Below are 25,352 nucleotides of genomic sequence, written 5' to 3' on the forward strand. Positions count from 1 at the left end.
CCGCCGCCGCGCTCCGGCGCGGACTGCCGCCGGCCCGGCGCTTCGCCGGCGCGGCTTTTTCCACCGCGCGGCTAGATCGTCGCCGGCACGTCCTGCGCCGGCATGGCGGATTTCAGCACCGCTTCGTCATCCGGCAAGGCCGGATCCCACAGCTTGGCGATGAAGCGGCGGCCGGTCCAGGCCGACGAGCGTTCCGACGCCAGCCACCGCACCGGCGCCCGCATGATGTCCGGCGCCAGCAGCGGCGCGCCGTCGTAGGTGGCGCGGCCGCGCCCTTCGCCCGGGATCATGCGGGTGTCGGTGGCGCCGCCGGGCAGCAGCGCGTTGCAGGTGACGCCGGTGCCGGCCAGTTCCCTGGCCCAGATCGCGGTGGCGATTTCCAGCCCCGCCTTGGTCGGGCCGTAGGGCGAGTAGCCGGCGCGGATCATGGTGGGCAGGCTGGTCGAGATGTTGACAATGCGGCCGAAGCCCCGTTCGATCATGTGCGGAACGGCGGCGCGCGCCATGTAGAACGGGCCGTTCAGGTTGGTGTCGACCATTTTGCGCCAGGCCTCGGCCGGCGTGTGCCAGAACGTGCCGTGGCGGTTGTGGGCGCCGGGGTCGACCTGCCCCATGCCGACGCCCGCGTTGTTGACCAGCACGTCGATGCGGCCGAAGCGTTCCACCGCGCACGCGATGGTGGCGGCGCAGTCTTCCGGCGAGGTCACATCGGCGCGCAGCGTGGCCAGCCGGCCGGCCGCGGCATGCGCCCCCGCCCAATGCCCGGCCTCGTCCAATGCCTGCGGTTCGTGGTGGGCGGTGATCAGCACCCGGCAGCCGGCGTCCAGCAGCGTCTCGGCCATGACCCGGCCCAGGCCGCGGCTGCCGCCGGTCACAATGGCCACCCGGCCGTACAGGGATCCTCCCATCGCGCCGCTCACTCATATCCCCATCAGCCGCCGCACCAGCTTCTCGCACAGCGTCATCACGAGGTAGAGCGTGGCGCCGATCGCGCAGATCAGCGAGATCGCCGCCATCATGAACGCGGTTTCCAGCGTGGCGGCGCCGAACATCGTCAGGTAGCCCAGACCCGACTGCGCGGTGACGAATTCGCCCACGATCAGGCCGATCATGGTCATCGTGGCGCCCACCTTCAGGCCGCTGAAGATGTGCGGCACCGCGCCCGGCAGCCTCACAGAAACGAACACCTGCCAGCGGCTGGCGGAATAGGCCCGGCACAGCCGCAGCAGGTTCTCGTCGGCGCGCACGAAGCCGGTGGCGGCCGACACGACGATCGGGAAGAAGGCCAGGAAGGCGGCGAAGGCCATGCGGGTTTCGATGCCGACGCCGATCCAGATGACGAACAGCGGCGCCAGCGCCACCTTCGGGATGACCTGGATCGCGATCAGCACGGGGTACACCGCGCGGTAGATGGCCTCGGACAGGCTGATGGCCACCGCGATCAGCAGCCCGCAGGCGGTGGACAGCGCCAGGCCGACCAGCGCCTCGCCGGCGGTCTGCCGCAGGTGTTCCATCAGCAGCGGAAAGCTGGTGTGGAAGGCGCCGGCGATCGCGCCGGGCGCCGGCAGGATGACCGGCGACACGCCGAAGCGGCCCACGGCCGCGGTCCAGGCCAGCCACAGCAGGACGCCGGCGGCCAGCGGCAACAGCACCGGCCGCAGCCGGGCCAGGCGCCGCGCCAGCAGCGGGCCGCGCGCCGGCGCCGGCAGCACGAGCGGAGAGACGGCGGGATGATTCATGGCTTGGCTCCTTCTACGACATCCGGCGATTGCGGCCACTTCGGGCAGTCACGGCATCCGCCGATCACGGCCGCGTCCGGCCATCACGACATCCGGCGGCGCACCGCGCCGTCGGCCCAGGCCACCGCGCCGTACAGCGCCAGGCCGAGCGCGCACAGCATCAGGACCGCCGCCATCACCATCGGCGTTTCCATGCGCGCGGCCGAGTACATGATCAAATGCCCCAGGCCCTTGTCGGAGCTGATGAACTCGCCCACCACGACGCCGATCACCACGGTGGTGGCGGCGATCTTCAGTCCCGAGAACAGGAAGTCCAGCGCGTACGGAAAGCGGATGTGCAGGAATACCTGCAAGCGGCCGGCGCCGCAGCAGCGCGCCAGCCGCAGCGTGTCGGGCGGCGTCTGGCGCAGCCCGCTCATCAGCGGCACCAGGATCGAGAACACGCTTACGAACACGGCGATCGCCAGCCGCGAGGTAAAGCCCACCGACAGCCACACCGTGAACAGCGGCGCCAGCGCGATCTTCGGCACCGTCTGCAACGCCACCAGGTAGGGGTAGAACGCCTCCTTCAGCAGCGTGGACAGCGTCAGCGCCGAGGCGCCCGCGATGCCCAGCGCAGCCGCCAGCACGAAGGCGGCCACCGTTTCCGACGCGGTGGCCACGGTGTCGGCCAGCAGGGCGGGCCAGTGGTCGGCGACCGCGGCCGCCACGTCGCTCGGCGCGGGCAGGATGACGGTATTGATGTGCAGCAGGCCGCACAGCGCCTCCCATAGCGCTACCAGGGCCAGTGCCACGGCCACCGCCGGCGCGGCCGGCAGCCGGAACCGGCGCGGCGCGGGCGCCTTCGCCGCCGGCGCTTGCGCGGCCGATGCGGGCGCCGTCATGACGCGGTCGGGATTCATCGCGTTACCTCCCGGGTTCCAGGAATGCCGCCCCGCATCCGGCCGCTCACGCCGCCAGATAAGGCTTGAAGTAGTCCTTCGCCGCCTGCCACTGGGCCGGCGACAGCTTGATGCGGCCGGCGAACTGGTTGGTGTACAACGATTCCGGATCGGGCTTCCTGGTGCCGGGCGCGGCCACGTACTGGATGGTGAGGTCCGTCATCGAGGCAATCGTCTTCGGGTTGTGCCAGCCCAGCCCGCCGGATTGCGGATCGTCCTGGATGGCGCTGGACGCGAACATGCCCAGCCCGACCTTGACCTGTTGCAGCGCCCCCGGCGAAATCGCCGCCTCCTTGACCTCGGCGGCGAAGGCGCGCAGCGCCCCTTCCGGATCGGTCAGCGTGTAGGCCAGCCCTTCCATCGCGCCCTGCACCACGGCCTCGCACAGCGCCGGGTCGGAGGCGAAGCGCTGCGGCTGGGTGAAGATGCTGCCGCCGTACAGCTGGATGCCGTACTGGCTGAACGCCATCATATTGGTCTTCACGCCGGCCGCCGTCATCGACGGCACCATGCTGCCGATCGCGCCCGAGATCGCGTCGACCTGCTTCTGCAGCAGCGCCTTCTGGCGCAGCTGGGCGTCCACCGCCACGCGCTTGACCTTGTCCAGGTCCAGCCCGCCGTTCTTGGCGAACAGGGGGATGAACGGGTACTCGGTGGACGATACCGTCGACGCCAGCGTCTTGCCTTCGAGGTCTTTCGGCGCGCGGATGCCGGAATCGGCCAGCGTACAGATGCCGATGGCGGCGTCGTAGCTGCCCACGCCCAGCGATTTCAGCGGCAGCCCCTTGGCCGTCTGCAGGATGCCGATGTGGGTGCCGCAGTAGCCGAAGTCGAAGCGGCCGGCGCCGATCGCCTCGGCCGCCATGGCCGAACCCGAGCCGCGCGCCAGTTCCACGTCCAGCCCCAGCTTTTTCCAATAGCCCTTGTTGAGGGCGACCCACAGGAAGGCGTTGGAGCCTTCGGCCACCCACGGCAGGGTGAACTTGATCTTGCGCGCCGTCTGCGCGAACACGGTGCGCGCGCCGCCGGCGGCGGCCAGCGCGGTGACGGCGCCGGCCTTCAGTACGCGGCGCCGAGCGGGCGAGGCAGGAAGAATATCGGATGCGGTCATGGCAAGCTCCCCGGGTTGAATGAATGCGGCTAGGCCATCGCGGCCGGCGATTCCTTGATCTGCTCCCTGAGATAGGCGCAGATTTCGTTGAACTCGGCGGACTCGTTCACCGCGAAGGCGCGCGGCCGGGCGAACGGGATCCGGATGTCGGCGACGATCGACGACGGCCGCCCGCCCATCACCAGCACGCGGTCGGCCAGGAACACCGCCTCGCGGATGCTGTGCGTCACGAAGATGGCCGTCTGCTTGTACCGTTCCCACAGTTCCAGCAGCGCCACGCCCATTTCGTCGCGCGTGATGGCGTCCAGCGCGCTGAACGGCTCGTCCATCAGCAGCAGGCGCGGCCGGTGCACCAGCGCCCGGCACAGCGCCACGCGCTGGCGCATGCCGCCCGACAGCTGGCGCGGCTTCTTGTCGACCGCCGCCGCCAGCCCCGCCATCCGCAGCAGCTCGCGCGCCGCGGGCTCGTAGGCGGACACGTCCTGCCGCATCATGCGGATCGGGAACAGCACGTTCTCGAGCGCGGTTTTCCACGGCAGCAGGGTCGGGTCCTGGAACATCACGCCGGTGTCGGGCCGCGGCCCGTCGACCGGCGCGCCGCCGACGCGGATCGAGCCGGCGGTGACGTCTTCCAGCCCGCCGATCATCATCAGCAGGGTGCTCTTGCCGCAGCCGCTGGGCCCCAGCAGCGCCACGAACTCGCCGTCGCGGATCGTGAAGCTGACCGAGCGCAGCGCCTCGAAACCCTGGCCGCCGTCGCCGTAGATCTTGCGGACGGCGGCGCATTCTATGTAGCCGGTCGATGTGGACATGGCGGACCTTTGCGCAAGCGGGGTCAGGCGGCCTGCAAGAGGCGCGACGGCATGTCGGCCTCGCTGCAGTGGTGCACCCGGCCGTCAAGCAGCGCGGCCAGCGGATAGAACACCGTGTCGCCGTGGATGGTGTTGCCGTTGTAGTCGGTGTAGCTGCGCCGTTCCGAAGCGATGCGGAACAGCGTGAAGCCGGCGCCGCCGGCGGCCGGCACGCGCTGCGGCGGGGGCACGAAACAGACGGCGTTGCGCGTCACCATGTCGACGATGTGGTCGACCGGGATGCCGAGCGCGGCCATCTCCGACATCGCGTAGAACAGATTGAAGCGCTTGTCGGGCGGCGACGTGGGGCCGGCGTTGAAGCCGTGCACGTCGGAGCCCAGCGAGTCGGGCATCACGCCGGCGTCGAGCACGCGGCGCGCCACCTGGTAATCGATGTGGTAGCCGCGGCCGACGTCGATCTTCAGTCCGCGTTCGCGCGCGGTCTGGAACACCGGGTGCACGCTGCCGTCGGCCAGGATGCCGCCCGAGGGGCGGCGGGTGAACGGGTGGGCCAGGATGTCGCCGGGGCGCAGCAGCTCGGCGGTCTCGTCCAGCACCTTGACCGGGTCGTAGGTCTTGCCTTCGGCGTTGGTCCACATGGTGCCCAGGTGGATGTACAGCGGCAGCCCGGTGGCGTCGGAGATCTTGCGCGCCTCGGCCACCAGCTGCGGGCCCCAGCGCGAGAAGCCGCCGTGGTCGGCGTGCACCTTGATGCCGCCCACCAGGTCGCGGTTGTTCTCGATGGCCTCGATGACCAGCCCGGCGTCGGTCGAGCCGGGTCCGTACAGGGCCACGTGGCGGTGGCCCATCAGGCCGCCCACCAGGTAGGCCGAGATGAAACAGTAGGTGCGGCTGGCGGCCGGCTCGGCGATGAAGTGGCGGAAGGCGTCGATGGTGATGCAGCTCGGGCCGCCCTGGTCGACGATGGTCGTCACGCCCTGGCGCACGCCGCAGAAATCGGCATCCAGGCCGAACGGGCCGGTCACGTACTTGAAGCAGTGCACGTGGCCGTCGATGAAGCCGGGGGCGATCCAGGCATCGTCGAAGCGCAGCGTTTCATACGGCGCGCCGGCGGGCAGGGCGTCGACGATCGCGTCGCCGCTGATCCATACCGGCGCCGGCGCGGTGTCCTTGCTGCCCCATACGCGGGCGCCTTCGATCCTGAAGTTGGCCATGTCGTTCCTCGCTGTGGCGAATGCCGCGGCGCCTGCGCGCCGCGGGCATCAGTGGTAATGGGTGTGCAGGAAATCGTCGAGCAGCGCGTCGACGGCGGCCGGCTGCTCCAGCGTCACCATGTGCCCCGAACCGGGGATGGTGCGCAGCGTCGCATGGGGCAGCGCCTCGGCCACCTCGGTGGCGGTGGGCACCGAGCACAGCTGGTCCTGCCCGGCCACCGCCACCAGGGCCGGACAGCCGACCCGGGCCAGGTCCGCCTTGACGTCGAACGACAGCAGGGCCAGCGTGGCGGCCGCCAGCGGCGTGAAGTCGAGCGCGGCGCGCTGTTCGATGAAACGGGTGACGAAGCCGGCCTCGCGTTCGATGAAGGCGGGCGAGAAGATCGACGCGGCGGCCACCTCGGCGGCGTGGCGGGTGCTCTGGCGCGCCGCTTCCAGCCGTTGTTCCATCCGGGCGCGCGAGGCCGGGTTGTCGCGGCAGCCGCTGCCTATCACCACCAGCGCGCGGGTGCGCTCGGGCGCGGTCACGGCGATCTGCTGGGCGATGCGGCCGCCCTGGGAGAAGCCGACCAGGCACCATTGTTCGACGCCGAGCGCGTCCAGCGCGCGGATCCAGTCCTCGGCCATGCCGGCGATGGTGTAGGGGCCGGGTGGCTTGTCGGACAGGCCGTGGCCGCGGGTGTCGCCGGCGATGATGCGGTAGCGGTCGCCGTAGCGGGCGGCCTGGCGGCGCCACAGGGCGTGGGTCCAGCCCAGGCCGTGGAAGAAGACCAGCGGCGGGCCGCCGGGCTGGCCGTTGTCGGTGACGTACAGGCGGGGGCCGCCGGTATCGACCAGCCTGCCCGGCATGGGCTCGAGCGTGGCGGCAAGGGAAGGACAGCTCATGCGAACACTCCGTCCACGGCAGTGGGTGACGTATCCGCCGCGCCTGGACGTTCGCGTTGCCGCTGGCGTGCCGGGCCCGACTCCGTTGTCATCCGCCACCTGCAGAACACCGGTCTTGAAAGCGCCGGATTGTCGTGTGTTGCGAGAGCTCGGAAAAAATTATGGGTGAAGGAACGCCAAACGAAAAACCAATATTACTTTCCCTGAAACTAAAGAATATATTTATGATGAACACTGGCGGTACGCCCCGCATCGCGGCGGCGCGGCCCGCTCCGGAGCAGCGGTCGCGCGGCGGCAGGAGGGCACACCGATGAGCAGCATTCGCCTGTTGCGCACCTTCGTGGCGGTGGCCACCGAGGGGTCGTTCGCCGCCGCCGCGCAGCGCGTGGCGCTCACCCAGGCGGCGGTGGGCCTGCAGATGCGCGCGCTGGAAGCGGAGATGCGCCGTCCGCTGTTCGAGCGGCGCGGCAAGACGGTCGTCATCAACCAGGCCGGCCGCGAACTGCTGCCGCTGGTGCGCCAGCAGATTGCCCTGTACGAGCAGATGCTGGCCTTCCAGCATCCCGAGTCGGTCGCCGGCACGGTGCACATCGGCGTGGTGGTGGCTTCGCTCGGCCCGCTGGTGCGGGCCACGCTGGCGCTGAAGGAACGCCATCCCAACCTCGATCTGCACGCGGTGGCCTCGCATACCGGCGACCTGATCCCGCGGGTGGAGTCGGGCGAATTCGACGCCGCCATCATCGTGCGCGACCCGGGCCAGGACCTGCGCGCGCTGGAGGTGACCGAGCTGTACAGCGAGCCGATCGTGGCGCTGGCCAGCCGCAGCGTGGAGGAAACCTCGGTCAAGGCGATGCTGCAGAAATACCCCTTCATCCGCTTCCACCGCGGCGACCGCACCGGCCAGCTGGTGGACGGCATCCTGCGCAGGCTCAAGGTCCAGCCCAGGGATTTCCTCGAACTCAACTCGATCGACGCCATCGTGGGAGTGATCCGCTCGGGCGTGGGGGTGACGCTGCTGCCGCATCTGCGCGAAAGCCGCTGGCACGAGGATCCGGCGCTGCGCATCTTCAAGGTGGGGCGCGCCAAGGAGACGCGCGGCATCGCGCTGGTGCAGCGGCGGGCGTCGGCCAAGGCGCCGTTGATCGATGCCGTGGTCCGGGAGTTCCAGAGGACTGTGTGAGGCTCCCTGCTGAGGTCCCCCCTACGCGCTTCGCGCGCCCCCCAAGGGGGCGATGCGGGCGGACCGGAATGGAAAGGCCCGCCCCTGGCGGCCTGCGGCCGCTCCCCTCAAGGGGCGACGCTGGCGGACCGGCGGAGCCGGATCCGCGGCGTCCTGGGTGGGGCGGCGTGGTTTGGTAACATAGAACGCTTGGCCGCCCGGCCTGCATGGCGTGCCCCGGGGGGCCGTTCTCGAGGCTTTTCTTCCATGCGGTTTCCGACCCTGCCCTTCGCCCCTTCCGAATACACGCGCGGCGCGCGTTTTGCCGAGCTGCTGGCCCAGCGCATCCTGATCCTGGACGGCGCGATGGGCACCATGATCCAGACCTACAAGCTGGACGAGGCGAGCTTTCGCGGCGAGCGTTTCCGCGAGCACGGCAAGGACCTGAAAGGCAACAATGAGCTGCTGAGCCTGACGCGGCCCGACGTGATCAGCGAGATCCACCGCGCCTACCTCGAAGCCGGCGCCGACGTGATCGAAACCAATACCTTCGGCGCCACCGCCATCGCGCAGTCCGACTACGCGCTGCCGGAACTGGCCTACGAAATGAACCTGGAGTCGGCCCGGCTGGCGCGCGCCGCCTGCGATCAATACGCCACCGCCGAACGTCCGCGCTTCGTGGCCGGCGCGCTCGGCCCGCAGCCGCGCACCGCCTCGATCTCGCCCGACGTCAACGACCCGGCCGCGCGCAACGTCACCTTCGACGAACTGCGCGAGGCCTACGCCGAACAGCTCGAAGGCCTGCTCGACGGCGGCATCGACATCGTGCTGATCGAAACCATCTTCGACACGCTCAACGCCAAGGCCGCGATCTTCGCCACCGAGGAGGTGTTCGAAAAGCGCGGCGAGCGCCTGCCCGTCATGATCTCGGGCACCGTCACCGACGCTTCCGGCCGCGTGCTGTCGGGCCAGACGGTGGAAGCCTTCTGGAACTCGGTGCGCCACGCGCGCCCCGTCACCGTCGGCCTGAACTGCGCGCTGGGCGCCGCGCTGATGCGGCCCTACGTGGCCGAGATGGCCAAGATCTGCGACACCTTCGTCTGCATCTACCCCAACGCCGGCCTGCCCAACCCGCTCAGCGACACCGGCTTCGACGAAACGCCGGAAGACACCTCCGGCCTGCTGGAAGAGTTCGCCCGGGCCGGCTTCGTCAACATGGTGGGCGGCTGCTGCGGCACCACGCCGGCGCATATCCGCGCCATCGCCGCCAAGGTGGCCAGCCTGCCGTCGCGCGCGGTGCCCGAGGTCGACGTCAAGCTGCGACTGTCGGGCCTGGAGCCGCTCAACATCGACGCCGACACGCTGTTCGTCAACGTGGGCGAACGCACCAACGTGACCGGCAGCAAGATGTTCGCGCGCCTGATCCGCGAGGAAAAATTCGACGAGGCGCTCAGCGTGGCGCGCCAGCAGGTCGAAAACGGCGCCCAGATCATCGACGTCAACATGGACGAGGCCATGCTGGATTCGCAGGCCAGCATGACGCGCTTCCTCAACCTGATCGCTTCCGAACCCGACATCTCGCGCGTGCCGGTGATGATCGACAGCAGCAAGTGGAGCGTGATCGAGGCCGGCCTGAAGTGCGTGCAGGGCAAGTCGGTGGTCAATTCGATCTCGATGAAAGAGGGCGAGGAGCCCTTCCTGCACCACGCGCGGCTGTGCCGCCGCTACGGCGCCGCGGTGGTGGTGATGGCCTTCGACGAACAGGGCCAGGCCGACACGCTGGAACGCCGCAAGCAGATCTGCGAGCGCGCCTACCGGCTGCTGGTCGACGTGGTGGGCTTCCCGCCGGAAGACATCATCTTCGACCCCAATGTGTTCGCCATCGCCACCGGCATCGAGGAGCACAACCACTACGCGGTCGACTTCATCGAAGGCACGCGCTGGATCCGCGACAACCTGCCCTACGCCAAGATTTCCGGCGGCATTTCCAACGTCAGCTTCTCGTTCCGCGGCAACGAGCCGATGCGCGAGGCGATCCACACCGTCTTCCTGTACCACGCGATCCAGGCCGGCCTGACGATGGGCATCGTCAACGCCGGCCAGCTGGGCGTCTACGCCGACCTCGACCCGGTGCTGCGCGACCTGGTGGAAGACGTGGTGCTCGACCGCCCCGAGCCGGCCGGCAAGACCGACCCGGCCGACGAGCGCACGCCCACCGAACGCCTGGTGCAGTTCGCCGATTCGATCCGCGGCTCGGGCACGAAGAAAGAGGAAGACCTGGCCTGGCGCCAGCAGCCCTGCAACGAGCGCCTCACGCACGCGCTGGTGCACGGCATCAACGCCTACATCGTGGAAGATACCGAAGAGGCGCGGCAGGCCATCGCAGCGCGCGGCGGCCGGCCGATCGAGGTGATCGAAGGCCCGCTGATGGACGGCATGAACGTGGTTGGCGACCTGTTCGGCTCGGGCAAGATGTTCCTGCCGCAGGTGGTGAAATCGGCGCGCGTGATGAAGCAGGCGGTGGCCCACCTGATCCCCTTCATCGAGGAAGAAAAGAGCAGGCTCGAGGCCGCCGGCGGCGACGTGCGGTCCAAGGGCAAGATCGTGATCGCCACCGTCAAGGGCGACGTGCACGACATCGGCAAGAACATCGTCAGCGTCGTGCTCCAGTGCAACAACTTCGAGGTGGTCAACATGGGCGTGATGGTGCCCGCCGCCGAGATCCTGGCCAAGGCCAAGGAAGAAAAGGCCGACATCGTCGGCCTGTCGGGCCTGATCACGCCCAGCCTGGAGGAAATGGCCTTCGTCGCTTCCGAGATGCAGCGCGACCCGTACTTTCGCGACCAGTCGACGCCGCTGCTGATCGGCGGCGCCACCACCAGCCGCGTGCACACCGCGGTCAAGATCGCCCCGCACTACGACGGGCCCGTCATCTACGTGACCGACGCCAGCCGCTCGGTGGGCGTGGCGCAGAACCTGGTGTCCGACCAGGCCGCCCGCTACGTGGCCGGGATCAAGGCCGAATACGAACGCGTGCGCGAACAGTACGCCAACCGCAAGGCGGTGCCGCTGGTGCCGCTGGCCGAGGCGCGCGCCAACAAGCCGCGCATCGACTGGCAGGGCTACGCGCCGCCGCGGCCGAAATTCATCGGCCGCCGCCTGTTCCGCAATTTCGACCTGGCCGAGATCGCCCGCTACATCGACTGGCAGCCCTTCTTCCAGACATGGGACCTGCACGGCCCGTTCCCGGCCATCCTGGACGACGCGGTGGTGGGCGATTCCGCCCGCCGCGTATACGAAGACGGCCAGGCCATGCTCAAGCGCGTGATCGACGGCCGCTGGCTGACGGCCAACGCGGCGGTGGCCTTCTACCCGGCCAACACCGTCAACGACGACGACATCGAGGTCTACGCCGACGAGACCCGCGAGCGCGTGCTGTTCACCTGGCGCAACCTGCGCCAGCAGACCGCCAAGCGCGAAGGCGTCGACAACAAATGCCTGGCCGACTACATCGCGCCCAAGGACTCGGGCCTGGCCGACTACATCGGCCTGTTCGCGGTCACGGCCGGCATCGGCGCCGAGCGCCACGAGGCCGAGTTCGTGCGCCGCCACGACGACTACTCCGCCATCATGCTCAAGGCCATCGCCGACCGCCTGGCCGAGGCCTTCGCCGAGCGCATGCACGCCCGCGTGCGGCAGGACCTGTGGGGCTATGCGCCCGACGAGGCGCTCAGCAACGACCAGCTGATCGCCGAGGCCTATCGCGGCATCCGTCCGGCGCCGGGGTATCCGGCCTGCCCGGAGCACACCGTCAAGCGCGACATGTTCGGCGTGCTGGGCTGCGAAGACATCGGCATGCTGCTGACCGACAGCTACGCGATGGCGCCGGCGGCGTCGGTGTCGGGCTTCTACTTCAGCCATCCCGAGTCGCAATACTTCAACGTCGGCAAGATAGGCGACGACCAGGTCGCCGACTACGCCGCTCGCAGCGGCCGCAGCGAAGACGACCTCAGGCGCGCCCTGATGTCGAGCCTGGCCTGATGGCGGCCCGCCTCGGGCGTCCCACCGGCACGGCCGGCACGGCCGGCGCGAGGCTGCCGCAGGTGCTGCGCCACGGCAGCGTGGCGCTGGTCGCGCTGACCGTGGCCGTGGCGATCGTGACCGGCCTCCTGATTCCCGACGTCGTGCCCTACGGTTTCTTCCAGGAGGGCGGGCCGGTGGAAACGCTCACGGTGGCGTTCTACGTGGTCGCCGGCATCGGCATGCTGGTCCTGCCGCGGCAGGCCACGCACTGGCCGGAACGGATCGCCGTCTGCATCGTGCTGTGCGCGTTCGCCGCGCGCGAACTGGACCTGCACAAGGCCATGTTCGGCATCAGCATCCTTAAATCCCGCTTCTACAACCGCGACGGCACGCCCACCCAGATCGAAGAGGCGCTGGCCGTGCTGGCGCCGATCGCCGCCTCGCTGCTGTGGCTGGCGCTGCGGCGCGGCCGCATCTGGTGGCGCGACCTGCGTGCCGGCCGAACCTGGGCGGTGACGGTGTTGCTTGCCATGGGAGCGGTGGTGGTGGCGCAGTGCTTCGACCGCGCCCCCGACGTCCTGGACGACTGGTTCCGCATCGCCGTCCCCGAAGCCTTGCGCTACGTGCTGCAAGGCATGGAAGAGAGCCTGGAGATGCTGATTCCGGTGCTGGTCGGCTGGGCGGCATGGCAGGCCGTCCCGCGCGGGACGGACGCCTGCGCCCGGTAGGCATGGGTAGGGCCCCGTGGCGGGGCCCGGTGCCTATTCTTGCGGCGGGATGTTGGCCTGCTTGACCACCTTGGCCCACTTGGTCAGTTCGCTGCGCTGGTAGGCCGCCAGTTCTTCCGGCGTAGAGCTCTTCGCGTCCACGCCCAGCTCGCTCATCTGCGAGACCACGTCCGGCTTGGCCAGCAGCTTGACCAGGGAGGCGTTGACCTTGCTGACGATGTCGGCCGGCGTGCCGGCCGGCGCGACGATGGCGTACCAGTTCGCCACCTCGTAGCCCGGCAGCCCGGCTTCGGCCACGGTGGGCATGTCGGGCATCAGCGCCGTACGCTGCGAGCTGGTAACCGCGATCGGCCGCACCTTGCCCGTCTTGACTTGCGGGATGGCCGACGCGATGCCGCAGAAATACAGCTGCACCTGGCCGGCGATCAGGTCGGTCATGGCCGGGCCGCCGCCCTTGTACGGCACGTGCACGATGTCGACCCCGGCCATGGTCTTGAACAGCTCGCCCGCCAGGTGCGGCGGCGTGCCCACCCCGGCCGACGCGAAGTTCAGCGTGCCGGGCTTGGCCTTGGCCGCCTTGATCAGCTCGGACACGGTCTTGAAGGGCTGGTTGTTGTTGACGATCAGCAGCGACGGCGCGGTGCCCGTCAGGCTGATCGGCGCGAAATCCTTGACCGGATCGTACGGCAGCTTGGGGTACAGCGCCGGCGCGATGGACAGCGAGGCGGTGCCCGACAGCAGCAGCGTGTAGCCGTCGGCCGGGGCCTTGGCGACCATGTCGGTGCCGATGGTGCCGCCGGCGCCGCCCTTGTTGTCCAGCACCACCGGCTGGCCCAGGTCTTGCGACAGGCCGTTGGCGATGATGCGACCCAGCAGGTCGTTCGGGCCGCCGGGCGGGAAGGGCACGATCATGCGGATGGGCCGCTCGGGGTAGGCCGCCATGGCGGGGGCACAAGCGGCGGCCGCCAGCAGCGCGGCGGCCAGCGCCCCGGCTGCGGCGGCGCCATGGCGCTGCCGGGTGGGGAACTTCGGGTGCATTGTCATCTCCTCCTGGGTTGTCGTCTTTTTGGCCGCCGGCCGGTTCAGCTATCGTAGGGCGGATAGCCTCCGGGTTCGGCCGCCAGCCAGCGCAGCAGCGCATGCCATTCGAGTTCTCCGTAGGGCCGGCGGGTGCCCGGCTGGTACAGATGGGCGGCGCGCTGCAGCACTTCATCGGACGGCAGCTTCAGTTCCTTGCCGCCCGCCATGGCGTCGACCTGCGCGCGGCAGGACGATTCCAACTGGTACATCAGGTTCAGCGCCTGCGGCACCGACGCGCCGCAGGTCAGCAGGCCGTGGTTGCGCAGCACCATCGCGTTGTGCGGGCCGAGGTCGCGCACCAGGCGCTCCTGCTCGGCCAGGTCGATCGCGGGGCCTTCGAAATCGTGATAGCCGATATGGCCGTGGAAGCGGCTGGCGGTCTGCGAGATCGGCAGCAGGCCGCAATCCATGGCCGAGATCGCGATGCCGGCGCGCGTATGCGTGTGGATGATGCACTTCACGTCGGGCCGGGCGCGGTGGATACAGCCGTGGATGACGTAGCCCGAACGGTTGATGCCGTAATCGGTGTCCTGCTTGGAGACGATGTTGCCGTCGAGGTCGATGCGGACCAGGCTGGACGCGGTGATTTCCTTGTACAGCAGGCCGTACAGATTGATCAGCAGATGGTCTTCCGGCCCGGGGATCCGCGCCGTGATGTGGTTGTAGATCATGTCGGTCATGCCGAGCCGGTCTACCAGCCGATAGCATGCCGCCAGCGCAACCCGGGTTTCCCATTCTTCCGGGCTGACCCGGTCGCGCAGCGAAGGGAAATCGGTGGTGTAGCGCGGATTCATCCGGTCTCCTGCAACGGGCCGCGTGCCGGCATGGCGCAGGCCTGCCGCGGCTTCATGAGAATAATTAATCGAGAGGCGGGGCCGCGGACCTCCCGCAGGATTCCGCCGGCACCGTTATGCTATGCGGAGCCAGGCAAGAACCGCAAGCCAGAATATTTTATCGAAACATTAGGCCTTCTAATGGATACGCCGCCTTCCAGGATCCGCTCCGCGCTTCCGCCGCTCCATCCCCTGCGCATTTTCGAAAGCGTGGCGCACCACCTGAGCTTCACCGCCGCGGCGCGCGAACTGCACATCACCCAGGGCGCCGTGAGCCAGCAGATCAAGGCGCTCGAGTCCTGGCTCGGCTTCGAACTGTTCGAACGCCGGGGCCGCGGCGTGGCGCTTGCGCGCGGCGGCCAGGAGTACGCCGCGGTGCTGAGCGCCGCCTTCCTGCGCATCGCCCACGCGACCGAAGACCTGGTGGCCACCCGCTCGCACCAGGTCCTGACGGTGCGCGGCCACACCACCTTCTTCCTGCGCTGGCTGATCCCGCGCCTGCCTGCGTTCCAGGCTGCCCATCCCGAGATCAAGGTACGGCTGTCGGCGCACGTGGAGCCGGTCGATTTCCGCGTCGACAGCGCCGACGTCGGCATCGTCTATGGCGGCGCCGAATGGCCCGGGACGACCGCGGACCTGCTGTTCAGCGATGAATTGACGCCGGTGCTGTCGCCCCGCCTGGCGGCCACGCTCGACCCCGGCGATCCCGATGCGCTGCTGGCGCTGCCGCTCTTGCACTCGACCCGCCGGCCGCGCCACTGGGGCGACTGGATCGCCGCCGCCGGCGCCGCCAGGCCGGCCGGCGCGCCCGACATGTACTACGAAGACCTGAGCGTGGTGTACCAGTGCGCGATCGAGGGGCTGGGAGTGGCGCTCGGCCAGTTGCGCTATCTGCGGCGCGAAATCGCGCGCGGCACGCTGGTGGCGCCGCATCCGGTGGTGCTGCGGCGGGCGGCCGGCTACTACCTGCTGTGCCCGCACGAGGCGGCCGACGACCGCAAGGTGACGGTGTTCCGGCGGTGGCTGCTGGACGAGGCGGTGCGCATGCCCGATCTCTGAGCGCGCCGGGCATGCTTGTTGCGACCGCTTGGCCCCTCAAACGGAGGATGGCCGGGTCATGGAGCTCCCGAAATTCGTTCAGATCGAGCCGGTCGGGCAATGCAACCTCAAATGCCGCATGTGTCCGATCCAATTCCGCCAGGACGGCGCGCGAGGCGGGCCGGCGGCCTTCATGCCGTACGGCGTCTTCTGCGAACTGGTCGACCAGTTCCAGGGCATGGAAGAGTTGCACTTGCAGGGGCTGGGCGAGCCGATGCTGCATCCGCGCTTCTTCGACATGGTCCGCTACGCCGCCGGGCGCGGCGTGCGCGTCAGCACCAATACCAACCTGACGGTATGCACCGAGGCGCGCGTCAGGGACTGTCTGGACAGCGGGCTGGCGGCCTTGTACGTGTCGCTGGACGGCGCCAGCGCCGAAGTGTTCGAGGCCATCCGCACCGGCGCCCGTTTCGACCGCATGCTGGCCAATCTGCGGCGGTTGACCCGCATGCGGCGGGAACGGGCGGCGCCGCTGCACGTGGGCATCGTGGCGGTGGCGATGCGGCTGAACCTGCATGAGCTGGCGGACATCGTCCGGATCGCGCACGAGCTGGGCGTGGACGAGGTATCGGTCCAGCACCTGTGCCACGACTTCGGCGAGGACAGCTTGCCGGCGCACTACCGGCCGATGCGCCGCTTCGTCGACCAGCAGACCCTGACGGACGAAGACCCCGAGCGCGTGGCCTTCCACTTCGAGGCCGCCCGGCGCGCGGCGCAGGCGCTCGGCATGCCGCTGCGCCTGCCGGCGATCGATCGCGAGCCCGCGGCTGCCGCCCGGCCAGCCGGCTCGCGCTGCGACTGGCCGCGCCGCGGAGCCTACCTGAGCTACCGCGGCGAGGCGATGCCGTGCTGCATGGTGGCCACGCCCGACCGCGTCAATTTCGGCAACATGGCGCAGGCGGGCGTGCAGGCAATCTGGAACGGCGATGCCTACGAGGATTTCCGCCGCCGGCTGGCCAGCGACGAGCCGCCGGAGATCTGCCGCAGTTGTTCGGTATATGCGGGTACCTTCTGACGCGGCGGCGCGGAGGAATCCGGCCAGCCGGCCTGGAACCTGACCGCCGCGCGCCGGCCGCCGCTCACACGATCCAGGCGTCGGAGCCCAGCAGCTTCCGCAATTGTGCGGCCTCGGCCTCGAGGATGCCGAACAGCGTTTGCTGGCGCGCCGGGCTCATGCGCGAAGCGATGGCCGATACGCTCAGCGCCGCGATCGCGTGGCCGTTGGGGGCGCGGATCGGCACCGCCACCGCGTGCACGCCTTCGACGTCGATCACGTCCATGCTGGAGCGGCCGGTGGCGCGCACCTCGGCCGCCATTTCCCGCATCCGTTCGATGCTCATTCCTTCGTAGCCGCCGACCAGCGCGGCGTTGTGCGCGATGGCGGCCTCGGTCTCGTCCGGCGGCAGCGCGCCCAGGATCGCCATGCTGCCGGCGCCGATGCCCAGCGGCCGGCGGGTGCCCACGTCGACCACGAAGGTCTTGACCGGGTAGTGGCCTTCCAGCCGTTCGGCGCAGACCGATTCGTAGCCCTGCCGCACCAGCAGGAACACGGTGTCGCCGGTTTCCTCCGCGATGCGCGTCATGGCCGGCCGGCACATCCGGCGCAGGTCGAGCCGTTCGGCGGCCACCGCGCCCAGTTCGTAGGCCAGCGGGCCCAGGAAGTAGCGGCGCGGTTCGCCCGCGCCGCTGAGCAGGCCCTGCTGCGCCAGGCATTTGAGGATGCGATGGGCGGTGGTGCGGTCCAGCCGCACCTGGGCCGCCAGTTCCGACGCGGTGGCGCCTTCGCGGTTGGTGCGCGCGGCGGCCCGCAGCAGCGCGACGGCGCGCTCGATGCTCTGGGTGCCTCCGGCCGCCGGCCCGGCGGCGCCGGTCTCGGCGTCGGCCTTCATGGACAGGATGTAGGGATAGTTGTTCATAATATGCCCATCCTATCAGAAAAATGGAGTTGTCCTGCACCGGTAATCTACCTAGAATCCGGCCATATGAAGCAAAAGAAGCGAGAGAAGTGATTCAGGAAGTGTTTATATAGTGCACATAATGGACGGCCGCGCCAGACGGTCCGCCATGCCAACACCAAACCGGAGTGAGACAGCATGCATCTTCGTACATTGACCTTCGCCCTGTCCGGCGCCGCGATCGCCGTCACGCTTGCCGCGCCCGCGCGGGCCGCCTATCCCGACCGGCCGGTGCGCATCATCGTTCCGTACACCGCCGGCGGCGCCAGCGACGCCGTCACCCGCATCATCGCCAACAAGCTGGGCGAGCTGTGGAAAGTGTCGGTGATCGTCGACAACCGCGGCGGCGGCGCCGGCAACATCGGCTGTGAGATGGCGGCCAAGGCCGCCCCCGACGGCTACACGCTGCTGATGTCGACCGTCGGCACCCACGGCATCAATCCCAGCCTGTTCTCCAAGCTACCGTATGACCCGGTCAAGGATTTCGCGCCCATCTCGCTGGCGGCTTCCACCGTCAGCGTGCTGCTGGTGAATCCGTCGGTGCCGGTCGATTCGGTGGCCGAGCTGATCGCCTACGCCAAGGCGCATCCGGGCCAGATCAATTTCGGCTCGTCGGGCAACGGCAGCTCCCACCACCTGGCCGGCGAAATGTTCAACACGCTGGCCGGCGTGCGCACGGTGCACGTGCCCTACAAGGGCACCTCCGGCATGTACACCGACCTGCTGGCCGGCCAGATCCAGATGACCTTCGACCCGGTGCTGTCGGCGCTGCCGCACATCAAGTCGCACAAGCTGAAGGCGCTGGCGGTGACCAGCCCGCAGCGGGTGGAGATCCTGCCCGACGTGCCGAGCATGCAGGAAAGTGGCGTGGCCGGCTACGAGATGGGATCGTGGTACGGGCTGCTGGCGCCGGCCGGCACCAGCCCCGAGATCGTGCAGAAGGTGTCGGCCGACGTGGCCCGCATCGTCAACCTGCCCGACGTCAAGCAGCAGCTGCTGGAGCAGGGCGCCACGCCCATCGGCAGCACGCCGGCGCAACTCGGCCAGCACATCCAGCGCGAGATCAAGAAGTGGGCCGAGGTCGTCCGGTACTCCGGCGCCACGGTCAACTGAAGCCCCCACGACAGGCGAACGACCATGGAAACTGCAAACAGGCCGCTGCTCGGCATGATCGGGCTCGGCAACGCCGGCATGGCGCTGGCCACCGCGCTGCTCAGGCATTTCGACCTGGCCGGCTACGACCGCGACGCCGGCCGCTGCGCCGTGGGCCGCGAGGCCGGCGTGCGGGTGGCGGCGTCGGCGGCGCAGGTGGTGGCGGCGGCGCAGATCGTATTCCTGTGCCTGCCCACGCCCGAAGCCTCGCGCGCGGCCGCCGCCGCCATGGCCGAGGGGCCGCTGCAGGGCCGGCTGATCGTGGAGTGCAGCACGGTCAGCCCGGACGACGTCGACTGGCTGTCCGGCTTCCTGGCCGGCCACGGCGCCACCGCGGTGGATTCGGCCATCGTGGGCGGCGTGCACCGGCTGAGCGAAGGCCGCACCACTTTTCTGCTGGGGGCCTCGGCGGTCGACCACGAACGGGTGCGGCCGGTGCTGGAGCGGGTGGCCGAGAAGATTTTCTACCTCGGCCCGGCCGGCAGCGGCATGCGCGCCAAGGTAATCAACAACGCGGTGGCGCACACCACGATGGTGATGCTGCTGGAAACGGCCGCGATGTGCGTGAAGGCCGGCCTGCCGGTGGAACTTTTCTTCGAGCTGATGCGGCGCGACTCGGGCCTGTCGAGGCCGCTCACGCATCGCCTGGGCGAACGCGTCTTCAGGCAGGACTTCGAAGGCGGCATGAGCACCGCCAACGCGCGCAAGGATTCGGCGCTGGCGCTGGAGATGGCGCGCTCGATGGGGGTGCCGCTGTTCACCGTGCAGGCCGCGCATTCGGTGTACGAAGTGGCGATGGGCGAAGACCTGGGCGCGCTCGATTACGCGTCCATCTCGCGGCTGTGGGAACGCTGGCTGGACATCAGCCTGGCGCCCGCCGCGGGCGGGAGATGACGCCGCCATGCAAGGGTATTGCGAATCGCTGGACCAGATCGCGAATCTGGAATTCAAGCGCGCCGGCACGCGCCAGGGCGGCACCGCGCTGCGCTACCGGGCCGCGCGCGCGGCGCAGGGCGACGAAGCGCTGTGCGGCCGCGTCGCGCGGGCGCTGGGCGAAGCGCTGGCGCCGGGCGGCGGCAGCGTGGTGCTGGTCACCGGCACCGGCAATCCGGCCTGGCTGCCGCACGGCGAAACCGACGGCCCGTCCGGCGTGGCCGTGCTGGCGCGCACCTTCGGCGCGCTGGGCCTGCGCAGCTGCGTGCTGGCCGAAGACATCTATGCCGATGCCGTGGGCCGTTCGCTGCTGGCCGCCGGCGCGCCGCTGCTGGACGAAGCCGGATGGAGCGAGCGCGGCAACGCGGCCCTGCTGCTGGGCTATCCCGCGGGCGCGGCGGCCGGCCACGCGTTCGCCGAAAGCTTCTTCGACCGCCATGCCGACGCGCGGGCCGTGATCTTCGTCGAAAAACCCGGCCCCAACGCGCGCGGCGTGTTCCACAACAGCAGCGGCAAGCCCAAGGATCCCGACCTTGTCGCCCACGCGCAGCTGCTGGCCGCCGCGGCGCGCAGGCGCGGCATCGTTACCGTGGGAGTGGGCGACGGCGGCAACGAAATCGGCTTCGGCCGCGCGGCCGCGGCCCTGGGCGCGCATGCCCCCTACGGCAGCGGCTGCGGCTGTCCCTGCGGCGGCGGCATCCTCGACGCTACCGAAGTCGACCATCTGCTGCCGGCCTCGGTGTCGAACTGGGGCGCCTACGCGATCGCCGCCGCGCTGTGCCTGCACGCCGGGCGCCACGACGCGATGCCCGGCTGGCGCGAGGTCGAGGCCAGCATCGCCGCGCCGATCGCCGCCGGCGCCTACGACGGCTACACCGGGCTGGCGCTGCCCAGCGTCGACGGCGTGTCGCCCGAAGCCAACCGCGCCGTCTACAGCCTGATGCTGGAAGTGCTGCGCATGGCGCGCACCCAGGCCTGAATCCTTTCTACAGGAGATTTCCATGCCCAGCCCAACCGCTTCCTTCGAGCTGCCCGCGCCGTCCGGTTTCATCCGGCGCCAGGTCGACGATGACGAATGGAACGCCCGCGTCGACCTGGCGGCGTGTTTCCGGCTGATCGCCAAGTACGGCATGTCGGACCTCACCTACAACCACGTCACCTCGCGCGTGCCGGGCCGCCACGACCAGGTGCTGATCAATCCCTACGGCATGCTGTATTCCGAGATCCGGGCCTCCGACCTGTACAAGATCGACCTGGAAGGCCGGGAAATCCTCAAGCCGGAGGTGCCCTACGATCAGAACCCGGCGGGCTTCGTGATCCACGGCGCCGTGCACGCGGCGCGGCCCGACGTCGGCTGCGTCATCCATACCCACACGCGGGCGGGCATGGCGGTGTCGGCCATGAAGTGCGGGCTGCTGCCGCTCACGCAGACCGCGATGCGCTTCTACGGCCGCGTCAGCTACCACGACTTCGAAGGCCCGGCCATCAACCTGGAAGAGCGCGAACGGCTGGTCGCCAACCTGGGCCGGACCGACGCCATGATCCTGCGCAACCACGGCCTGCTGACCTGCGGCCGCAGCGTGGCCGAAGCCTTCAACAACATGTACTGGCTGGAGATGGCCTGCAAGGCGCAGGTGGACGCGATGGCCGCCGGCACCGAGCTGAACCTGCCGCCCGAAAGCGTGGCGCGCCTGACCGCCGAGCTGTACACGCCGGGCGTGCGCCGCACCTACGGCGAACTCGAATGGCCGGCGATGCTGCGCGCCGTCGGCCGCGAAGACGCCTCGTTCCGCCAATGACCGCACGACTACCGCTCCCAGGACCATCACCATGAAACTCGACATCGAATACGCGCAGGCGCCGCTCGGCCACAAGATCCACGGGGTCGACGTGGCGCACTTGGACGACGACCAGTTCCGCCAGATCGAGGATCTGTGGAACCGCCACGGCGTGGTGGTCATCGCCGGCCAGAAGCTGTCGCCCGACGAGCACATCGCCTTCACCCGCCGCTTCGGCGACCTGGAGAAGTTCGTCATCGACGCCTACAACCTGCCCGGCAAGCCGGAGATCTTCGTGGTCTCCAACATCATCGAGAACGGCAAGCCGATCGGCATGGCCGACGCCGGCCGCATGTGGCACAGCGATATGTGCTTCACCCCCGTGCCGCCGCGCGGTTCCTTCCTGTACGCGCTGGAAGTGCCGATGCTGAACGGCCAGCCGCTGGGCGACACCTACTTCGCCAGCACCGCCGCCGCCTACGACGCGCTGCCCGAGGCCACCAGGCGGCGGATCGACGGCCTGCGCGCCGTCAACAGCTTCAGCGCCCGGGTGGCGGTGGCCGCCGAAAGAGCCGAAAAGGCCGGCAACGTGGATCCGGCCACCATCGCGCACATGAAAGCCGAGCGCGACAAGACCAAGGCCGAAGTGCCCGACGTCGAGCATCCGCTGGTGCGCACCCATCCGATCACCGGGCGCAAATGCTTGTACGTCAGCGACCTCATCACCAGCGACATCGTCGGCATGCCGGCCGAGGAGGGCAGGGCGCTGCTGAAGACGCTGCTGGAACACGTCACGCGCCCGCAGTTCGTCTACCGCCACCGCTGGCAGGTGGGCGACCTGGTCATGTGGGACAACTGCTCGTCTATGCACCAGGCGGTGGGAGATTTCCAGCTGCCGCTGCGGCGGCGCATGCACCGCACGACGCTGAAGGGGACGCCGCCGTTCTGATGGCGCCCGCGGGGGCGACCAGGCGGTTCCCCTTGTCCGCGCGGCCGCGTCCGGGCCGGGTTCAGTCCAGCGTAATCCCCGTCTCCTTCACCACCTCTGCGTACTTCCTGATGTCCTTGCGCAGGAAGGCTTCCAGCTCCTCCGGCGTGCTGCTTTGCGCCACGCCGGCCTGCGATTCCATCAGCCTGGTGAATTCGGGCGACGCGACGGCCGCGCGGGCGGCCTTGTTCAGCCGCTCGACTACCGCCGGCGGCATGTTGGCCGGCCCGAACAGGCCGTACCACGACGACGATTCGAAGCCCTTGACCGAGCTGGAGATCGGCACCGCGCCGGGGTATTCCTTCAGCGGCCCGGTGCTGGTCACGCCCAGCACCTTGATCGTGCCCTGCTTCACGTGCGAGGCGACGTTGATGGTGGCGTTGAACATCATGTCGATGTGGCCGCCCAGCAGGTCCACCAGGGCCGGGCCGGCGCCCTTGTAGGGCACCATGACCACGTCGGCCCCCGCCTTCACCTTGAAGATGGCCGTGGCCATGTGCAGCGACGATCCCAGCCCGCCCAGGCCGGCCGAATACTTGCCCGGATGGGCCCTGATCAGCGCGAGCAGTTCGTCCAGGCTGTTGGCCGGAAAATCCTTGCGCACGATCAGCACGCTGGGGATGTTGCTGACCAGCAGCGAGATGGGCGAGAAGTCCTTCACCGGATCGAACGGGAGCTTCTTGTACAGGCTGGTGTTGGCGGAAAAGCTGGTGTAGTTCACCAGCAGCGTGCTGCCGTCCGGCGCGCTCTTGGCCACATGCTCGGAAGCCAGGTTGCCGGCCGCGCCGTCGCGGTTCTCGACCACCACGGGCTGGTGCAGTTCGTCGCTCATGACCTTGGCGACGACGCGGGCCACCAGATCGGTCAGCCCGCCCGGGGCCGAGCCGACGATCAGCCTGATGGGACCGCTCTGCGCCGACGCGGGCAGGCAGAAGCAGGCCAGTCCTGCACAGATCAGGGCCGCAAGGGCCCGGCGAAGCGTGTTCATTGGGTGTCTCCTGGTGATTTTGTTGTTCTGCGCCGTCTTGCGGGCGTCATCCTGTGTACCTGGACAGCAGCGCTTCCTTTTCGGGCAGGCCGACCAGGTTGTTGGCGTCGATGCGGTCGATCTCGTCCTGCCGGTCGGCGGCGAAGCGGCCTTCGGCCAGCCACTTGCGGTATTCCTTTTCCATGAAATTGAAGCTGCGCGACAGCATGCTGGTGCCGTAGATGACGACCTTGACGTTGTAGGCGCCCATTTCGGCGGCGGTCATGTCCAGTTCGAGCTCTTCGGCCGCGTGGCCCATCCAGCTCCTGGCGGCGCCGCCCAGGATCACCACCGGCTTGGGAAGGTCGCGGCCATGCCTGCGCACCCAGTCCATCGACGCGTACAGCGGCATGACCAGGTCGGCGCCGGCCTCGGCGTAGGCATGCATGCGCTCCAGCGCGTCCTGCTCGCAGCGGACCAGGTCGTCGTGCACGCCGGGGCGCCACGGCGCCACCGCGTCGGTGCGGGCGATGACGACGAAGTCGTCGTCGCGCCGGGAATCCAGCAGGCACTTCAGGCGGTCGACCGCGCGCGGGATCGGCAGCGGGTCGCCGTGCTTCTTCTGGATCATGTCTTCCATGTGCAGGCCGGCCGCGCCGGCGCGTTCGAAGTCGCGGATGGTGCGCTGGATCTTGAGGGCGTCGCCGAACCCTTCGTCGCCGTCGGCGATCAGCGGGATGTCGATGCGGTCGGTGATCTCCTGCACCCGCTGCGCGATCTCGGGCAGCGTCAGCACGCCGTCGGGATAGCCGCGCGTGTGGTTGACGTAGGCGCCGGACAGGTAGGCCACCGGATAGCCCACTTTCTGCACCAGGCGGGCCTGGCCCGCGTCGGCCACGCCGCCGGCCTGGAGTACGCCGTCCTGCGCCAGCAGTTGCCGCAGTTTCTTCGCGCCGTTCATCTCTTCGGTCTCCTTTTGCTCATGCCTTGGTAGCGAGGTTTCAAGCCTGGTGGAAGGGGCGGTCGCCGGCCAGCTGGATGCGGTAGCCGACGCGCCGGTTCGGGAAGTAGTCCCACAGCGCCTGGTGCTGGGTGCAGCGGTTGTCCCAGAACGCCACCGAGTTCTTCTGCCACCTGAAGCGGCACTGGAACAGCGGCTGTTCCACGTGGGCGAACAGGAATTGCAGCAGCGCGTCGCTCTCGCCCTTGGGCAGCTGCACGATGCGGGTGGTGAAGGTGCGGCTCACGAACAGGGCCTGGCGCCCGGTCACGGGATGGGTGCGCACGATGGGGTGTTCGCTTTGCGGGTATGTGCGCGTGTGGTCGAAGGCGCTGCGGCTGCCGTACACCTTCATGCCGTCGTGGATGGCGGTGAGCGGCGACAGCAGCGCCTTCATGGGTTCGCTCAGTGCGTCGTAGGCGGCGTACATGCTGGCGAACAGCGTGTCGCCGCCACAGGGGGGCGGTTCTTCGATGCGCAGGATGCTGCCCATCGGCGGCTCGGTCTCCGAGGTGACGTCGGAATGCCAGTCCTCGCCGGCCACCTGCGACGAATGCTCGTCGGCGTAGATCTTCAGGATTTCGGGATGGCCGTCCACGGTGGAGGTATAGGCGTTGGGCGCGGCCTTGCCGTCGCCGCCGCCCGTGGCCTTGGCCGCTGCCTTGGCCCGCGCCGCCGCGGCGGCGGCCGGGTGCACGTACAGCTCGCCGAAGTATTGGCCCAGGCGCACGTGTTGCTCGAAGGTCATGGGCTGGTCGCGGAAGAAAACCACGAGGTTGTCCCATAGCGCCTGTTCGATCGCGCGCACGGCGTCGGGCGCGAGAGGCCCGGTGAGGTCGACGCCGGCGATTTCGGCGCCGATGTGCGGGGTCAGCTTGCTGACGCGGATCCGATCCGGGACTGCCATGCAGGTCTCCTCTGCGAATGTTTGCGCTCATTAGAGATTTCCGTATGAA

The 25,352-nt window shown here is 69.2% G+C and carries 23 protein-coding genes and 1 pseudogene; 11 read left to right on the forward strand and 13 right to left on the reverse strand.

Going from position 1 to position 25,352, the window contains the following annotated elements:
* Nucleotides 1-71: 71 nt before the first annotated feature.
* The 7 genes from ABD927_RS02480 to ABD927_RS02510 form a co-directional block, all read right to left on the reverse strand.
* The gene (locus ABD927_RS02480; RefSeq protein ID WP_345245980.1) at nt 72-908 is read right to left on the reverse strand and encodes an SDR family NAD(P)-dependent oxidoreductase; all 837 of its coding nucleotides are present in this window, start codon (nt 906-908) and stop codon (nt 72-74) included.
* Nucleotides 909-920: 12 nt separating this feature from the next.
* Nucleotides 921-1,739: an ABC transporter permease gene (locus ABD927_RS02485; protein ID WP_345245982.1), complete on the reverse strand. Its 819-nt coding sequence runs from the start codon at nt 1,737-1,739 to the stop codon at nt 921-923.
* An 83-nt stretch (nt 1,740-1,822) separates the two neighbouring features.
* Entirely contained in the window at nt 1,823-2,641 is an 819-nt protein-coding gene (locus ABD927_RS02490) for an ABC transporter permease (protein WP_345245984.1), read from the reverse strand.
* Between the two features lie 46 nt (nt 2,642-2,687).
* Nucleotides 2,688-3,791, reverse strand: coding sequence for an ABC transporter substrate-binding protein (locus tag ABD927_RS02495; RefSeq protein WP_345245986.1), 1,104 nt, complete (start codon nt 3,789-3,791; stop codon nt 2,688-2,690).
* A gap of 29 nt (nt 3,792-3,820) precedes the next feature.
* On the reverse strand, nt 3,821-4,603 hold the full coding sequence (locus ABD927_RS02500) for an ABC transporter ATP-binding protein (protein ID WP_345245988.1): 783 nt from the start codon (nt 4,601-4,603) through the stop codon (nt 3,821-3,823).
* A 23-nt stretch (nt 4,604-4,626) separates the two neighbouring features.
* The gene (locus tag ABD927_RS02505; RefSeq protein WP_345245989.1) at nt 4,627-5,817 is read right to left on the reverse strand and encodes an amidohydrolase/deacetylase family metallohydrolase; all 1,191 of its coding nucleotides are present in this window, start codon (nt 5,815-5,817) and stop codon (nt 4,627-4,629) included.
* Nucleotides 5,818-5,865: 48 nt separating this feature from the next.
* The gene (locus tag ABD927_RS02510; RefSeq protein WP_345245990.1) at nt 5,866-6,702 is read right to left on the reverse strand and encodes an alpha/beta fold hydrolase; all 837 of its coding nucleotides are present in this window, start codon (nt 6,700-6,702) and stop codon (nt 5,866-5,868) included.
* 310 nt (nt 6,703-7,012) lie between these two features.
* On the opposite strand from ABD927_RS02510, the gene ABD927_RS02515 reads away from it, so the two are divergent.
* From ABD927_RS02515 to ABD927_RS02525, 3 genes are all read left to right on the forward strand, one after another.
* Nucleotides 7,013-7,882, forward strand: a complete 870-nt coding sequence (locus tag ABD927_RS02515; RefSeq protein ID WP_345245992.1) for a LysR family transcriptional regulator — start codon at nt 7,013-7,015, stop codon at nt 7,880-7,882.
* 246 nt (nt 7,883-8,128) lie between these two features.
* On the forward strand, nt 8,129-11,902 hold the full coding sequence (metH, locus tag ABD927_RS02520) for a methionine synthase (protein WP_345245994.1): 3,774 nt from the start codon (nt 8,129-8,131) through the stop codon (nt 11,900-11,902).
* Nucleotides 11,902-12,612, forward strand: coding sequence for a hypothetical protein (locus ABD927_RS02525; RefSeq protein ID WP_345245996.1), 711 nt, complete (start codon nt 11,902-11,904; stop codon nt 12,610-12,612). Before metH ends, ABD927_RS02525 begins: the two co-directional genes overlap by 1 nt.
* Before the next feature lie 33 nt (nt 12,613-12,645).
* On the opposite strand, the gene ABD927_RS02530 is transcribed toward ABD927_RS02525, so the two are convergent.
* Together ABD927_RS02530 and ABD927_RS02535 are read right to left on the reverse strand one after the other, a co-directional pair.
* Complete coding sequence (locus ABD927_RS02530) at nt 12,646-13,650, reverse strand: tripartite tricarboxylate transporter substrate binding protein (protein ID WP_345245998.1); 1,005 nt, start codon at nt 13,648-13,650, stop codon at nt 12,646-12,648.
* A 44-nt stretch (nt 13,651-13,694) separates the two neighbouring features.
* A complete protein-coding gene (locus ABD927_RS02535; protein ID WP_345246000.1) occupies nt 13,695-14,486 on the reverse strand; it encodes a class II aldolase/adducin family protein in 792 nt (263 codons plus the stop codon).
* Between the two features lie 180 nt (nt 14,487-14,666).
* Between ABD927_RS02535 and gcvA the strand changes: the two genes are divergently transcribed.
* The 3 genes and pseudogenes from gcvA to ABD927_RS24520 all read left to right on the forward strand — a co-directional run bounded on the left by gcvA (nt 14,667) and on the right by ABD927_RS24520 (nt 16,638).
* Nucleotides 14,667-15,584, forward strand: coding sequence for a transcriptional regulator GcvA (gene gcvA / locus ABD927_RS02540; RefSeq protein ID WP_345246002.1), 918 nt, complete (start codon nt 14,667-14,669; stop codon nt 15,582-15,584).
* Nucleotides 15,585-15,642: 58 nt separating this feature from the next.
* Nucleotides 15,643-16,149, forward strand: a pseudogene (locus ABD927_RS24515) (radical SAM protein); the annotation flags it as partial.
* Nucleotides 16,150-16,350: 201 nt separating this feature from the next.
* A complete protein-coding gene (locus tag ABD927_RS24520) occupies nt 16,351-16,638 on the forward strand; it encodes an SPASM domain-containing protein (RefSeq protein ID WP_425570169.1) in 288 nt (95 codons plus the stop codon).
* 64 nt (nt 16,639-16,702) lie between these two features.
* Here ABD927_RS24520 and ABD927_RS02550 read toward each other — a convergent pair whose 3' ends face one another.
* Nucleotides 16,703-17,539 (reverse strand): IclR family transcriptional regulator, encoded by an 837-nt coding sequence (locus tag ABD927_RS02550; RefSeq protein WP_345246006.1) that lies wholly within the window; start codon nt 17,537-17,539, stop codon nt 16,703-16,705.
* Between the two features lie 177 nt (nt 17,540-17,716).
* Between ABD927_RS02550 and ABD927_RS02555 the strand changes: the two genes are divergently transcribed.
* Genes ABD927_RS02555 through ABD927_RS02575 form a run of 5 tightly spaced genes read left to right on the forward strand, consistent with a single transcriptional unit; the run spans nt 17,717 to nt 22,390 of the window.
* The gene (locus ABD927_RS02555) at nt 17,717-18,691 is read left to right on the forward strand and encodes a Bug family tripartite tricarboxylate transporter substrate binding protein (RefSeq protein ID WP_345246008.1); all 975 of its coding nucleotides are present in this window, start codon (nt 17,717-17,719) and stop codon (nt 18,689-18,691) included.
* A 24-nt stretch (nt 18,692-18,715) separates the two neighbouring features.
* Complete coding sequence (locus ABD927_RS02560) at nt 18,716-19,624, forward strand: NAD(P)-dependent oxidoreductase (protein ID WP_345246010.1); 909 nt, start codon at nt 18,716-18,718, stop codon at nt 19,622-19,624.
* 7 nt (nt 19,625-19,631) lie between these two features.
* Entirely contained in the window at nt 19,632-20,642 is a 1,011-nt protein-coding gene (locus tag ABD927_RS02565) for a glutamate cyclase domain-containing protein (RefSeq protein WP_345246012.1), read from the forward strand.
* Nucleotides 20,643-20,664: 22 nt separating this feature from the next.
* Nucleotides 20,665-21,462: a class II aldolase/adducin family protein gene (locus ABD927_RS02570; RefSeq protein WP_345246015.1), complete on the forward strand. Its 798-nt coding sequence runs from the start codon at nt 20,665-20,667 to the stop codon at nt 21,460-21,462.
* Nucleotides 21,463-21,493: 31 nt separating this feature from the next.
* The gene (locus ABD927_RS02575) at nt 21,494-22,390 is read left to right on the forward strand and encodes a TauD/TfdA dioxygenase family protein (RefSeq protein ID WP_345246017.1); all 897 of its coding nucleotides are present in this window, start codon (nt 21,494-21,496) and stop codon (nt 22,388-22,390) included.
* Between the two features lie 61 nt (nt 22,391-22,451).
* Here the strand turns inward: ABD927_RS02575 and ABD927_RS02580 are convergent, their stop codons facing one another.
* From ABD927_RS02580 to ABD927_RS02590, 3 genes are read right to left on the reverse strand one after another with little or no spacing between them, the layout of a single operon-like run.
* A complete protein-coding gene (locus ABD927_RS02580; RefSeq protein ID WP_345246019.1) occupies nt 22,452-23,417 on the reverse strand; it encodes a Bug family tripartite tricarboxylate transporter substrate binding protein in 966 nt (321 codons plus the stop codon).
* A 46-nt stretch (nt 23,418-23,463) separates the two neighbouring features.
* On the reverse strand, nt 23,464-24,357 hold the full coding sequence (locus ABD927_RS02585) for an isocitrate lyase/PEP mutase family protein (RefSeq protein ID WP_345246021.1): 894 nt from the start codon (nt 24,355-24,357) through the stop codon (nt 23,464-23,466).
* A 40-nt stretch (nt 24,358-24,397) separates the two neighbouring features.
* Nucleotides 24,398-25,303: a TauD/TfdA dioxygenase family protein gene (locus ABD927_RS02590; protein ID WP_345246023.1), complete on the reverse strand. Its 906-nt coding sequence runs from the start codon at nt 25,301-25,303 to the stop codon at nt 24,398-24,400.
* Nucleotides 25,304-25,352: the final 49 nt, after the last annotated feature.

Origin of the sequence: Pigmentiphaga soli, from assembly GCF_039541095.1 — a bacterium.
GTDB lineage: Bacteria > Pseudomonadota > Gammaproteobacteria > Burkholderiales > Burkholderiaceae_B > Pigmentiphaga > Pigmentiphaga soli.